This window comes from Agromyces binzhouensis (genome assembly GCF_042672355.1).
Classification (GTDB): domain Bacteria; phylum Actinomycetota; class Actinomycetes; order Actinomycetales; family Microbacteriaceae; genus Agromyces; species Agromyces binzhouensis.
The window spans coordinates 199,769-211,856 of record NZ_JBHXVJ010000003.1; the positions used below are offsets into that span (position 1 = coordinate 199,769).

The 12,088-nt window shown below is 71.8% G+C and carries 12 protein-coding genes; 7 read left to right on the forward strand and 5 right to left on the reverse strand.

All coding sequences use genetic code 11. The annotated features are described in order from the left end of the window. Positions 1-24: 24 nt before the first annotated feature. Together ACFVHK_RS06780 and ACFVHK_RS06785 are read right to left on the reverse strand one after the other, a co-directional pair. Complete coding sequence (locus tag ACFVHK_RS06780; RefSeq protein WP_376928138.1) at positions 25-1,032, reverse strand: heavy-metal-associated domain-containing protein; 1,008 nt, start codon at positions 1,030-1,032, stop codon at positions 25-27. After that, positions 1,013-1,222: a heavy-metal-associated domain-containing protein gene (locus tag ACFVHK_RS06785; protein WP_376928139.1), complete on the reverse strand. Its 210-nt coding sequence runs from the start codon at positions 1,220-1,222 to the stop codon at positions 1,013-1,015. The genes ACFVHK_RS06780 and ACFVHK_RS06785 overlap by 20 nt, the downstream gene beginning before the upstream one ends. Positions 1,223-1,310: 88 nt before the next feature. Here ACFVHK_RS06785 and ACFVHK_RS06790 point away from each other — a divergent pair, with 88 nt between their 5' ends. Next, the gene (locus ACFVHK_RS06790) at positions 1,311-2,480 is read left to right on the forward strand and encodes an FAD-dependent oxidoreductase (protein ID WP_376928140.1); all 1,170 of its coding nucleotides are present in this window, start codon (positions 1,311-1,313) and stop codon (positions 2,478-2,480) included. A 64-nt stretch (positions 2,481-2,544) separates the two neighbouring features. Then, positions 2,545-4,815 (forward strand): heavy metal translocating P-type ATPase, encoded by a 2,271-nt coding sequence (locus tag ACFVHK_RS06795; RefSeq protein WP_376928141.1) that lies wholly within the window; start codon positions 2,545-2,547, stop codon positions 4,813-4,815. 70 nt (positions 4,816-4,885) lie between these two features. Here the strand turns inward: ACFVHK_RS06795 and ACFVHK_RS06800 are convergent, their stop codons facing one another. Beyond that, positions 4,886-6,328, reverse strand: coding sequence for an MFS transporter (locus ACFVHK_RS06800; RefSeq protein ID WP_129233428.1), 1,443 nt, complete (start codon positions 6,326-6,328; stop codon positions 4,886-4,888). Positions 6,329-6,530: 202 nt separating this feature from the next. Here ACFVHK_RS06800 and ACFVHK_RS06805 point away from each other — a divergent pair, with 202 nt between their 5' ends. Continuing rightward, a complete protein-coding gene (locus tag ACFVHK_RS06805; RefSeq protein WP_376928142.1) occupies positions 6,531-7,805 on the forward strand; it encodes an MFS transporter in 1,275 nt (424 codons plus the stop codon). A gap of 48 nt (positions 7,806-7,853) precedes the next feature. After that, positions 7,854-8,027, forward strand: a complete 174-nt coding sequence (locus ACFVHK_RS06810) for a hypothetical protein (protein ID WP_376928143.1) — start codon at positions 7,854-7,856, stop codon at positions 8,025-8,027. Positions 8,028-8,106: 79 nt separating this feature from the next. Here ACFVHK_RS06810 and ACFVHK_RS06815 read toward each other — a convergent pair whose 3' ends face one another. Further along, positions 8,107-8,541: a MarR family winged helix-turn-helix transcriptional regulator gene (locus tag ACFVHK_RS06815; RefSeq protein ID WP_376928144.1), complete on the reverse strand. Its 435-nt coding sequence runs from the start codon at positions 8,539-8,541 to the stop codon at positions 8,107-8,109. A 99-nt stretch (positions 8,542-8,640) separates the two neighbouring features. Between ACFVHK_RS06815 and ACFVHK_RS06820 the strand changes: the two genes are divergently transcribed. The 3 genes from ACFVHK_RS06820 (at position 8,641) to ACFVHK_RS06830 (ending at position 10,597) form a co-directional block, all read left to right on the forward strand. Further along, positions 8,641-9,294 carry an FMN-dependent NADH-azoreductase gene (locus ACFVHK_RS06820; RefSeq protein WP_129233424.1) on the forward strand — a complete coding sequence of 218 codons (654 nt, stop codon included), beginning with the start codon at positions 8,641-8,643 and terminating at the stop codon, positions 9,292-9,294. A 21-nt stretch (positions 9,295-9,315) separates the two neighbouring features. Beyond that, positions 9,316-9,918: a dienelactone hydrolase family protein gene (locus tag ACFVHK_RS06825; protein WP_376928145.1), complete on the forward strand. Its 603-nt coding sequence runs from the start codon at positions 9,316-9,318 to the stop codon at positions 9,916-9,918. Between the two features lie 94 nt (positions 9,919-10,012). Further along, complete coding sequence (locus ACFVHK_RS06830; RefSeq protein ID WP_129233422.1) at positions 10,013-10,597, forward strand: YggT family protein; 585 nt, start codon at positions 10,013-10,015, stop codon at positions 10,595-10,597. A gap of 66 nt (positions 10,598-10,663) precedes the next feature. Here the strand turns inward: ACFVHK_RS06830 and ACFVHK_RS06835 are convergent, their stop codons facing one another. Continuing rightward, complete coding sequence (locus ACFVHK_RS06835; protein WP_129235277.1) at positions 10,664-11,956, reverse strand: ATP-binding protein; 1,293 nt, start codon at positions 11,954-11,956, stop codon at positions 10,664-10,666. Between the last annotated feature and the right edge of the window lie 132 nt (positions 11,957-12,088).

Below are 12,088 nucleotides of genomic sequence, written 5' to 3' on the forward strand. Positions count from 1 at the left end.
GAGTTCCTTCCTCCTCGGTCCTGCTCAATGGCCTGCGGCGTGGTCGCCGCTCTCGGCGTGGTCGCCGCTCTCGGCGTGGGGTTCCGCCTCCGCCTCGCCGGGTGTCGCGACGACGGTGAATGCTGCGGTGTGCACCTGCCCGGCGACCCGGAAGTCGACGTAGACCAGGTAGTCACCCGCCGTCGGCGGGGTGGCTGCGAACCGGATGACCGGTCCGAGGTCGGTCGTGCCGACGGTGTCGGCCTCGTCGAGGGGGTGCGCGTGGAGGTACCCGAGGTCGCCGACGCGGAGCATGACGAGATGCCCCGCTGCGCCGAGGTACGGTTCGATCGCAGTGACGGGTCGGCCGTCCTGCCGGACCGTGAACTCGAGCTCGGCCTCGGTGCCCGCGACGGGATCGCCCGAGAGCTCGACGGTGTAGGGCCCGGCCTGCACGACCCGCTCGCCGGGCGTGGGCGCATCCGTGGCGCTCAGGACCCCATTGACGGTCGTGGTCGTGGTGAGGGTGAGCGTGCGATCGTGCCCGGCGGGCCGGAAGTCGGCGAAGAGGCGATACCCGCCCGCGGCGTCCCAGTCCCACGGGATGCTCCAGACGCCGTCCGCGCCGAGTTCGGGGTGCACGTGACGGAACTGCGCGCCGTCGGAGCGCACCACGATGAGGTGCAGGGGCCGCTCATGGGTGAGGTCGAAGTCCGTCACCGGGTCGTCGTGGACATCGAGGATCCGGAAGCCGAGTTCGCCGGGGTCGCCCGTCTCGCCCGGCGCATGCAGGCCGTCGAGGCGGTAGCCGTCGGCGTCGAGGGAGAGCCCGGGCACCTCGTCGGGACTCGGGTGCGAGTGCGACTCGGACGCCTCGTCCCCGGCCGATCCGTGGGGTCCGTCATGCTCGGCCCGCTGCGCCCACGCGGTGACGGCGTCCGAGGGCACGACCACCGGACCGACGGCGACGGCGAGCCCGAAGACACCGGCGAGACCGACTCCGAAGAGCCCGAGTCGGAGCGCGGGGCTCAGCTCACCGCCGCTGCGCGACATAGCCGGCCTCCTGCACGGCGTCGAGCACGGCCTGGTCGTCGAGGTCGGCGTCGGAGCCCACCACGAGCCGGCCGGTCACGGCGGACACGTCGACGCTCGTCACGCCGGCGATCCCGGAGACCTCCTCGCGGATGGAGAGTTCGCAGTGACCACAGGTCATCCCGGTCACCTGGTACTCGAATACGGTCATCGCCTCATCCTTTCAATAGGGGGGTGGGGTATGCGGTATGATCGACAACCATATACCCCACTGGGGTATTCCGCACCGGGAGGTCATCATGTCGTCACAACACGCGCTGATCGTCGGAGCCGGCGCCGCCGGCTGGTCCGCAGCAGACACGCTCGTGCGATCGGGCTGGCCGGGGCCGGTGACGATCGTCGACCCGACCGGCCCGACCAACCGCACGCTGGTCAACAAGGGCGTGCTGACCGGCCTGCTCGGCCGCGAGCAGCTCGGGCGACCGATCCCGGCCGGCACCGAGCTCCTGGAGGACGAGGTGGCGGCCGTCCAGGCCGACGGCACGGTTCACCTCCGTTCGGGCGATCGCGTCGCACCCACCGCGGTCGTGATCGCGACCGGCAGCGCGCCGCGGCGACACTCGTTCAGCCCGGACGGGGACGCCGGGGCGGAGCGGATCATGCCACTGCACTCGATCGAGGATGCGGAGCGGATCCGCAGCCTGCTGCCCTCGAGCGGCGGTCGCGTCGCCGTGCTCGGCGCCGGCCTGATCGGATCCGAGACCGCGTCGCTGCTCGCCGACTCCGGAGTCGACGTGACCCTGCTCGCCCGGTCACCCCTCCCCCTGCGCGACCAGCTCGGCCCGACGGTCGCATCGGACCTGCTCCGCCGGCATCGCGATCGAATCCGGATCCGGACCGGCCGAGACGTCGCCCGCGCCGCGACGCGATCCGACATCGTCGTCGTCGAGCTCTCCGATGGCGAGACCGTCGAAGCCGACGTGGCCATCGTCGCGCACGGAACGCTCGCCCGTCGCCCGTCGGTCGGGGCGCAGACCGGCGCCCTCACCGTCGATGCCCGGCTGAGGACCGGACTCCGCGGGGTCTACGCCGCGGGCGGCGTCGCGTCGATCCTGTCCCACGGCACGGCCGTGCGAGTCGACCACTGGGAGGACGCGGCGGCGCAGGGGGCGCACGCCGCCCGTTCGATCCTCCACGACCTCCTGGGAGCCGCCGATCCCGGCGAGTACCGATTCGAGTCGGGGTTCTCCGCCCGCATCCACGGGGGGACGCTGACCGCGTGGGGGGTGGCCACCCGGGCCACCCAGTGGTCTCGCCACGACAGCGACGAGGCCGTGGGCGTCGGCCGCCATTTCGGGCAGGTCACCGCCGTCGCGGGCATCGATGCCGCGGGAACGGTGCGCAGCATCGCGGAGTCGGCGCGTCGAGACCTGCGCGAACCGTTGCAACGGTACCCCACAGGGGTATAATCGCTCTCGTCGGCGCCGACGAACGGCGATCGCCGTTCGCCTGACGGCGCGGGAGGGCGAGACGATGGACGAGCGCGCACGGAACGACACGGACCCGACCGCACGGGTCGGGCACGAGCATCACGATCACGCCGACCACGCCGACCACGCCGACCACGCCGACCACGCCGCACACGCCGGGTCGACGGGCGCGGGCCCCTCGATGCAGCAGCACGAGGAGCACGGCGGTCACGGCGAGCACTCCGAGCACGGCGGCCACGCAGGGCATGAGGGTCACGCCGGTCACGGCGGGCATGGAGGACACGCCGGCCACGGCGATCACGTCGGCCAGTTCCGCAGGCTGTTCTGGATCAACCTCGTGCTCGCCGTCCCGGTCGTCGGCTTCTCCCCGATGTTCGCCATGCTCCTCGGCTACGAACTGCCCGCCGGGGCCTGGGCCGCCTGGATCTCCCCGGTCCTCGGCACCGTCATGTACGTCTGGGGCGGACGCCCCTTCCTGACCGGCGCGGTCAGCGAGCTCCGGGCGCTGAAGCCCGGCATGATGCTCCTCATCGGCCTGGCGATCACCGTGGCGTTCCTCGCGAGCTGGGGCGCGACGATCGGGCTGCTCGACCACGAGCTGGACTTCTGGTGGGAGCTCGCGCTGCTGATCGTGATCATGCTGCTCGGGCACTGGCTCGAGATGCGCTCCCTCGCGCAGACGACCTCCGCGCTGGACTCGCTCGCCGCGCTGCTACCCGATGAGGCGGAGCGCGTCGAGGGCGACACGACCGTCACCGTGGCTCCGGCCGACCTCCGCGTCGGCGACATCGTCGTCGTCCGACCCGGAGGACGCGTTCCCGCCGACGGCACGGTGGTCGCCGGCACGGCGAGCATGGACGAGTCCATGATCACCGGCGAATCGAAGACCGTCCGCCGCAGCGACGGCGACCACGTCGTCGCCGGAACCGTCGCCACCGACTCCGGCATCCGCATCGAGGTGGACGCGGTCGGCGACGACACGGCCCTGGCCGGCATCCGTCGCCTCGTCGAGGACGCCCAGAACTCGTCCTCGCGCGCGCAGCGCATCGCAGATCGGGCGGCAGCGTGGCTGTTCTGGTTCGCACTCGGCGCGGCCGTGATCACCGCGGCGGTCTGGAGCATGCTCGGCCTCCCGGACGAAGCCGTCGTGCGCACCATCACGGTCCTCGTGATCGCATGCCCGCACGCACTCGGACTCGCGATCCCCCTGGTCGTCTCGATCGCCACCGAGCGCGCCGCGCGCGGCGGCGTGCTGATCAAGGACCGGCTGGCGCTCGAGAGCATGCGGACGGTCACCAGCGTGCTCTTCGACAAGACCGGCACGCTCACCAAGGGCCAGCCGACCGTCGTCGCCGTCGAGACCGTGTCCGGCCGAGATTCCGACGACGTCCTGGCGCTCGCGGCGGCGGCAGAGACCGACTCCGAGCATCCCCTCGCACGTGCGATCGTCGAGTCGGCCACGCAACGCGGCCTCCAGGTCGCCGCCGCGACGGGGTTCGAGTCCGCGCCCGCGGTCGGCGTCACGGCGAACGTCGACGGCGCCACGATCCGCGTCGGCGGGCCGCACCTGCTCGCCGAGGAGGGCGAGGACGAACTCCCGATCGCGGAGGAGTGGCGCGAGCACGGCGCGATCATCCTGCACGTGGTCGAGGACGGCGTGGTGATCGGCGCCCTCGAGCTCGCGGACGCCATCCGCGACGAGTCCAGGGAGGCGGTCGACGCGCTGCACGAGCTGGACCTCGAAGTGGTCATGATCACCGGCGACGCCGACGCGGTGGCCCGGTCCGTCGCCTCCGATCTGGGCATCGACCGCTACTTCGCGGGCGTCCGACCGGAGGACAAGTCCGCGAAGGTCCAGGAACTCCAACGCGAGGGCCGCAGGGTCGCGATGGTCGGCGACGGGGTGAACGACGCGCCGGCGCTCGCCCAGGCCGACGTCGGCATCGCGATCGGCGCGGGCACGGATGTCGCGATCGCCTCCGCCGGCGTCATCCTCGCCAGCGACGACCCGCGATCGGTGCTCTCCGTGATCGAGCTGTCGCGGGCGAGCTACCGCAAGATGAAGCAGAACCTGTGGTGGGCGGCGGGATACAACCTGATCTCGGTGCCGCTCGCCGCCGGCGTCCTCGCCCCGATCGGGTTCGTGCTGCCGATGTCCGTCGGCGCGATCCTGATGTCGCTGTCGACCATCATCGTCGCCGGGAACGCGCAGCTGCTCCGCCGCCTCGACCTGCGCCCCGAGAGCAGCACGCGTGCGATCCTCGGGGATCGCGTCGGCCGCAGCACCCCCGAACCGGCGCCCTCCCGGCAGTAGGCCGATCGGACCACACGGACGCTGAGGAGGCGCGGGCCGAACGGCCCGCGCCTCCCGTCGCTGGTCGAGATCAGGCACCCACGGGAACCTGCTCGTCCTGGGCGGCGCCGGTCTCGCCCGCCTGCTTGGCTCCGCGGAGCGTCACGAGGGCGATGAGGCCGCCGACGACGGCGATGGCCGCGGCGCCGAGGAAGGCGGCCGAGTAGCCGCCGGTCAGTGCGACGACGCCGGTACCCGTTCCGACCACGGCCGAGCTGAGCGCCGTGACGGCGGCCAGGCCGACTGCGGAGCCGATCTGGTAGCTCGTGTTCACGAGCCCGGATGCGACACCGGTCTCCTCGGGTCGGGCGACCCCGATCGCGGTGCCGAGTGACGGGATGAACGCGAGCGCCATGCCGAAGGCGGCCACCAGCGAGGCGGGCAGCACGTCGACGACGTAGTTCCCGTCGGGGCGGACGAAGCCGAGCCAGACCAGGCCTGCTGCGAGCAGCGCGAACCCGGCGATGATGAGCGGCTTCACGCCGAACCTCGCGAGCAGGCGGGGTGCGACCGTGGTCATGCCGATCACGATGAGCACGGTCATCGGCAGGAGCGCCGCGCCCGCGGCGAACGAGCCGGCACCGAGGACCTGCTGGAGGTAGAGGTTCAGGAAGAACCACATCGGCACCCACGCCGCACCGAGGAGCAGCTGGGCCGTGTTGGCGGCGCCGAGCTGCGGGGTGCGGAAGATCCCGAGGCGCAGCAGCGGCTGGCGGGCCTTCCGCTGGACGACGAAGAACAGGCCGAGCAGGATGACTCCCGCGGCGAGCGCGACGAGCACCTCGAGCGAGGCCCAGCCGGCCTCCGGCGCGCGGACGATGCCGTAGACGAGCGCGGCGAGACCGGCGGTGCCGGTCACGGCGCCGAGCACGTCGACGGAACCGCGCTGGCCGGGCACGCGCGGCAGGGCGCCCGGGGCGAGGAGGACCACCGCCAGGGCGATCGGGACGGTGATGTAGAACACCCACGGCCAGCTCGCGTACTCCGTGAGCACTCCGCCGAGGAACACGCCGGCGGTGCCGCCGATCGGGGCCGCGGCGCCGTAGACGGCGAACGCCTTGGGGAGCTGCGGGGTTCCGCCGAACAGCGCCATGAGCAGGCTGAGGGCGGCGGGCGCGATCAGCGCCGCTCCGGCACCCTGGACGGCACGCCCGGCGATCTCCATGCCGACGCCGGTCGCGGCACCCGCGAGCACCGAGCCGAGGGCGAGGATGCCCCACCCGGCGAGGAACACCCGCCGTGCGCCGAAGAGGTCGGACAGCCGACCACCGAGGAGCAGCAGGCCGCCGAAGGCGACCACGTAGGCGTTGAACACCCAGGAGAGGGACTCGGGCGTGAAGCCGAGCTCCGCCTGCATCTCCGGGAGGGCCACGCCGATGATCGACGTGTCCATGATGACGACGAACTGGGCTGCGGCGATGAGCGCGAGCCCGAGCCAGCGGCGCCGTGATGCGGCCGCGGTTGGTTGGGACATGATCTTTTCTCCTTCCGGGGCCAATACCCCTGTGGGGTATCAACGTATACCCCTATTGGGTATTCCCCGCAACTGCGATCCGCCAGCTCGCCCAGCGCCGAGGCGCCTCTCGGGCGAAATCTCCGACACTGGATCGGGAATACCCCCTAGGGGTATTAGGTTGGAACTGGTATCCCGACCCGGTCCGCGCAGGAGGAAGACCATGCGACTGTTCAAGATCCGCGACTACCGCCACCTCTTCAGCGCCCAGGTGATCGCGCTGTTCGGCACGGGGCTGACCACGGTGGCGCTCGGCCTGCTGGCGTACGAACTCGCCGGGCCGCAGGCCGGCCTGGTGCTCGGCACCGCCCTCACGATCAAGATGGTCCTCTACGTGGCCATCGCCCCCATCGCGGCGGCCTACATCGACCGGCTCCCCCGGCGGGCGTTCCTCGTCACCCTGGATGCGGTGCGCGCCGGAGTGGTCCTCGCGCTCCCGTTCATCACCGAGGTCTGGCACGTCTACGTCCTGATCGGACTCCTCCAGGCATCCTCCGCGGCGTTCACGCCGACGTTCCAGGCCGTGATCCCCGACATCGTGACCGACAAGGCCGACTACACGCGGGCACTGTCCGCCTCCCAGGTCGCCTACACCATGGAGAGCCTGCTCAGCCCGGTGCTGGCCGCCATCGCGCTCAGCTTCATGAGCTTCACCTGGCTCTTCCTCGGCACGTCGCTCGGCTTCGTCCTCTCCACGTTGCTCGTCCTCTCCACCCGCATCCCGAACGCGCGTCGAGGCACCCGCTCCGGCGCGTGGGACCGTGCCACCTCGGGGATCAGGACGTTCCTGCGCACGCCGAGGCTCCGCGGCATCATCGCCCTCAACCTGGTCGTCGCGGCAGCCGGCTCGATCGTCATCGTCAACACCGTCACCTACGTGCGCGACGAACTCGGCGGCTCGCAATCGGCGGTCGCCTGGATGCTCGCCGCGTCCGGCACGGGCTCCCTCGTCGCCGCGCTCACGCTCCCACGCGTGCTCGATCGGATCACCGAACGCACGGTGATGCTGACCGGCGCCGCACTCCTGTCGGTCGCCACGATCACGGCCGCCGCGCTCACCGCCGCCGGCGTCATCACCTGGGCCGGCACGGCGATCCTGTGGTTCGTGATCGGAGCCGGGATGGCGATGATCGTCACCCCGACGGGACGGATCCTGCGTGGAGCGGTCGAGCCCGCGAAGCTGCCAGGGGTCTTCGCCGCCCAGTTCTCCCTGTCGCACCTCGCCTGGCTGCTGACGTACCCGATCGCCGGATGGCTCGGCACGAGCGCGGGACTCGCGATCACCTGGTCGTCGCTGGCCGTACTCGCAGCGGGCGCAGCGATCGCGGCCCGATTCCTCTGGAGCCGCGGCGAGGCGCTCGATTCCGCAGACGCGCCCTCGGTGCCGCTGCGACCGCGCACCCCGCTGGCCGCGGGCGCCGCGGCCGAGGCCGCATAGGTCGCGTGGCGGAGCTCGGCCCCGCCCTTCCGGAACACCGACCTGCGGGTGTGCGAGCTCGCCGTCGGCATCAGCGAGGCCCAACGTCGCGAGATCGACGAGATGGACTGGCTCATCCGCGACATCCGGGAGAACGGCCCGGCCACCACCGCGCAGGAGGCGGCCGACCGCCCCGTACCCGACTTCCCGGCGCCAGCGGATCGGACCTGCGACGGCGAATGACCGCTCCGTCGTGCGCGATCGCGACTGCGGGATGGTGCCGGTCGTCACCGGAGGACGCGTGATCCGATGGTCGCGCGGATCACCCTGCTGAACGATCCACGAGCTTCTCGAGCGTCGTCGCCAGCGCTCGGAGCTCCTGCCTGCTGAGCGGTCCGCCGACCTCGCGGTCGATGGCGCCCAGGTAGGCGGGCGCGGCGTCGCGGAACCGGCGGACGCCCTCTGGGGTGATCACCGCGAACGCGCTTCGCCCGTCGGCGGGATTGGCCTCGCGGGCGACGAGGCCCGCTCGCGCGAGTTCATCGACCAGTCGGCTCACCCGGGTGCGGCTGAGCACCACGCGCTCCGCCAACTGCCCCATCATCATCCGCCCGCCGGCCGAGTGGAGCTCCAACAGGACGTCGTACCACGTGAGCGGCAACCCCGTCGCCTGCTGGACCTCGCGGTCGAAGAGCGGGACCAGGCGCGCGTGCGCTCGGAGCAGTGCCTCCCAGGCACGTTCTGCATCGCTCGGCATGTTCCCAGCATAACTCATTTGCGTGCGCGCACACATATTTGATAGCGTGCACACGCACATAAATGACAGCGGCGGATGCGCCGCAGATCGGACACGACCATGACCACGCTCCTCCACCTCTCCGCCTCACCCCGCGGCGAGGCATCCGAATCGCTCGCACTCGCGGACACCGTCCTCGACGCGTTCCGCGCCGAGCGCCCCGAGGTCGAGATCCAGACCTGGGACCTGTGGGACGGCACGCTCCCCTCGTTCGGCCCCGACGGCGCCGGCGCGAAGATGCGGATCTTCGCGGGCGAGACGCCCGTCGGCCCGCAGGAGACCGCCTGGCATCGCAGCCGGCTCGCATTCGAGCGCTTCGCTGCCGCCGACCTCTACCTCTTCAGCGTCCCCATGTGGAACCACGGGATCCCGTACATCCTCAAGCAGTTCATCGACGTCGTGAGCCAGCCGGGCACCGTCTTCTCGTTCGACGGCGAGCAGGGCTACACCGGCCTCCTCGACGGCAAGCGCGCCGTCGTCGTCTACACGAGCGCGGTGTACGGCCCGGAGCGGGGCTCCGGCTTCGGCACCGACTTCCAGCAGCCCTACCTCGAGGACTGGCTCCGATGGGCCGGCATCGAGACCGTCGCGTCGGCGGCGTTCCGCCCCAACCTGGCGACGGCGGATGCCGCGGCCGGACGCGCGCGAGCCCACGCCGACGCCCGCCGGGCCGCATCCGCCCTCGCCCGGATCGAGCTGCGGTCCGCCTCCTGAACCGCGCCCGGAGAAGCCAGAATGGTGGATCAACGACCGGAGGACGCTGCTGACATGGCCGAAGTGCTGCTCTACCACCACATCCAGGGCCTGACCGACGGCGTGCGCGCCTTCGCCGACGAACTGCGAGCCGCCGGCCACACCGTGCACACGCCCGACCTGTTCGACGGTCGCACGTTCGACACCATCGATGCCGGGTTCGCCTTCGCGCGCGAGACCGGGTTCGATGCGATCCGGGAGCGCGGCGTCGCCGCGGCCGACGACCTCGGTCCCGACCTCGTCTACGCCGGCTTCTCCTTCGGCGTCACGATCGCCCAACAGCTCGCGCAGACACGCGGCGGCGCCCGAGGCGCACTGCTCATGTACTCCTGCATCCCGATCTCGGAGTTCGGCCCGGCGTGGCCCGATGACGTGCCCGTGCAGATCCACGGCAAGGAGGGCGACGAGTTCTTCCGGGAGGACCTGCCGGCCGCTCGCGAACTCGCCGGCTCCGCGGCATCCGCCGAACTGTTCCTCTACCCCGGCGACCAGCACCTCTTCGCCGACTCCTCGCTCGACGCCTACGACCCGGCTGCGGCGGCACTGCTCCTGGAGCGGGTCACGGCGTTCCTCGCCTCGACCTGACCGGACGCCGGGACCCACGTCCCTTGCGTCGCAGCCGCCGGCGCGGTTGGCTGGGCGGGTCGCCTCGCGACCGCGAGGGTGAAGGGGGAGCCCGATGAGCCGCACCGACACCGCCGCCGAACCCGAATGGAAGCCGCCGTGGTACCTCCGGCTGCTGAAGATCGCGACATGGATCCTGTACATCTGGGTGCTCATCGGCGTGATCGCGCTCTCGCTCCGCGTGTTCCTGCTGCTCTTCGCCGCGAACCCCGACGCCGGGTTCGCATCCTTCGTCTACCGCGTCTCCGACGCCTACATGCATCCGTTCCGTGACATCTTCCCGACGCGCGACCTCGGCGACGGCGGGTACCTCGACATCTCGGCGATCTTCGCCATCTTCATCTACGCCCTCATCGCAGGCGCCGTCGGCGCCGGCGTCGCCGCGATCAGCCGACGCATCGAGCGATCCGAGCGAGCGCACCGTGACGAGATGACGCGGATGGCCCTCGTCCGACAGGCCGAGCAGGCGCGGCGAGCCCAGGGTGTCGGGACGACGCCGTCGGGCGCCCAGGCCATCGTCGGCGGGTATCCGGCCGGCCAGATCCCGACGGGCGGTGCGGGCTATCCGCCGCCGGGCGGGATGCCGGGCGCTCCGCCGAACGGCCCCGGCACCCCGGGCGGTTCGCTGCCGCCCTCCTGAGCGGTGCCGCTCCGACCCGGCCGGACCCGGCTCGCGGTCGGCAGCGTCGGCCCGGGCGCGCTCCCGCTACACGCGCGCGAGCGCCTCGATGTCCTCCAGGAACGCGGCCGTCGTCTCAGCGGACACCGTCGTCCGCGTGCCGGAGATCGCCTCCAGGTAGTCGTGGGTCGTCGGCCCGGGACGCTCGGCCGCGGCATCCGTCCCGCTCGAGAGCGCGGCCTCGAACGCGCGCTGCGACGCACTGCGGGCGGCGAACTCGATGTCGGCCGGGGAGAACCCCGCGGTCCGCTCGACCAGCACGGCGAGGTCGACATCGGCGGCGACGGCCTCCGGGATGTAGCGCCGCCAGATCGCCGTCCGCGCCGTCTCGTCCGGAAGGCCGATGGGGATGACGTAGTCGAAGCGGCCGTGGCGCAGGAACGCGGTATCGAGCGCGCGGATGAAGTTCGTGGCGCACACGAGCAGCCGGCCGGGCTGCTCGCGGAACGCGGGGATGATCTTCAGGAGCTCGTTCGTGACGCCCTGGAGCGGCGACGGCGGTTCGCCGGAGCGCTGCGCCGCGATCTCCTCGACCTCGTCGATGAACACGACCGCGTGCTCGAGTTCCGCGATCTTCGTGAAGGTGTCGCGGAGCGCCCCGGCCAGCCCGCCCGGGTCGGCCGCGAGACGTGACGGGAAGACCTCGACGAACGACCACTCCAGTCGTGAGGCGATCGCCTTTGCGAAGGTCGTCTTGCCGGTCCCGGGCGGGCCGAACAGCACGACGGCGCGCGGCGGGACCACGCCGAACCGCTCCGCGAGGTCCGGCTCGGCGAGGGGCATGACGAGCCGCTGCTCGAGGATCTCCTTCTCACGGCGCATGCCGGCGACGGCCTCCCAGAGGTCGCGCGGGAGGATGCGTCCGCCGAGCTCGGCGAGGGAGCTGAGCTCCTCCCGCTGGACCGGGATGCGCCGCTCGTAGTAGCGGAGGTGCTGGCGGAGCTCGAAGCCCTGCCGTCGGAACGCGTCGACGCGCGTCTCCTCCGCCTCGGGCACGAGCGCGGACAGCTTGCCGAGGCCGTGCGGCTCCATCTTCTTCTCGAGGGCGGCGAGGAGCGCGGTGCCGATCCCTCGACCTCGCCACTCGGGCGTCGTCGCCAGGAACACGATCCAGCCCTGGTTGTGGGCCGCCCGGCCGACGACGGCGCCGACGACCTCCTCGCCGTGGACGGCGACCAGCGCGTCGTCCTTCTCGCAGGAGGCGAGCACCTCGCTGAGCCCGTAGACCGGCTCGATCGGCGAGGTCGTCGCGTGCTCCCAGAGATGGAGGATGCCGTCGAGGTCATCCCGATGGAATTCGCGAATCCGCCACCCGGTCATCCGCCGCGCCTCCTGCCGATGGGTCCTCCGGCGTCGTCGCCGTCACGCCAGCGTACGGCGACGGGCCCGCGTCGCGGAATCCGTGACGCTCCACCGCCCGATGCCGCTCGGCGGTACCATCCGTTCACGGCA

What these genes read in the sequence shown, in the direction of transcription:
- ACFVHK_RS06780 (WP_376928138.1), bottom strand. Translation starts at nt 1,032, where the DNA reads ATGTCGCGCAGCGGCGGTGAGCTGAGCCCCGCGCTCCGACTCGGGCTC.
- ACFVHK_RS06785 (WP_376928139.1), bottom strand. Translation starts at nt 1,222, where the DNA reads ATGACCGTATTCGAGTACCAGGTGACCGGGATGACCTGTGGTCACTGC.
- ACFVHK_RS06790 (WP_376928140.1), top strand. Translation starts at nt 1,311, where the DNA reads ATGTCGTCACAACACGCGCTGATCGTCGGAGCCGGCGCCGCCGGCTGG.
- ACFVHK_RS06795 (WP_376928141.1), top strand. Translation starts at nt 2,545, where the DNA reads ATGGACGAGCGCGCACGGAACGACACGGACCCGACCGCACGGGTCGGG.
- ACFVHK_RS06800 (WP_129233428.1), bottom strand. Translation starts at nt 6,328, where the DNA reads ATGTCCCAACCAACCGCGGCCGCATCACGGCGCCGCTGGCTCGGGCTC.
- ACFVHK_RS06805 (WP_376928142.1), top strand. Translation starts at nt 6,531, where the DNA reads ATGCGACTGTTCAAGATCCGCGACTACCGCCACCTCTTCAGCGCCCAG.
- ACFVHK_RS06815 (WP_376928144.1), bottom strand. Translation starts at nt 8,541, where the DNA reads ATGCCGAGCGATGCAGAACGTGCCTGGGAGGCACTGCTCCGAGCGCAC.
- ACFVHK_RS06820 (WP_129233424.1), top strand. Translation starts at nt 8,641, where the DNA reads ATGACCACGCTCCTCCACCTCTCCGCCTCACCCCGCGGCGAGGCATCC.
- ACFVHK_RS06825 (WP_376928145.1), top strand. Translation starts at nt 9,316, where the DNA reads ATGGTGGATCAACGACCGGAGGACGCTGCTGACATGGCCGAAGTGCTG.
- ACFVHK_RS06830 (WP_129233422.1), top strand. Translation starts at nt 10,013, where the DNA reads ATGAGCCGCACCGACACCGCCGCCGAACCCGAATGGAAGCCGCCGTGG.
- ACFVHK_RS06835 (WP_129235277.1), bottom strand. Translation starts at nt 11,956, where the DNA reads ATGACCGGGTGGCGGATTCGCGAATTCCATCGGGATGACCTCGACGGC.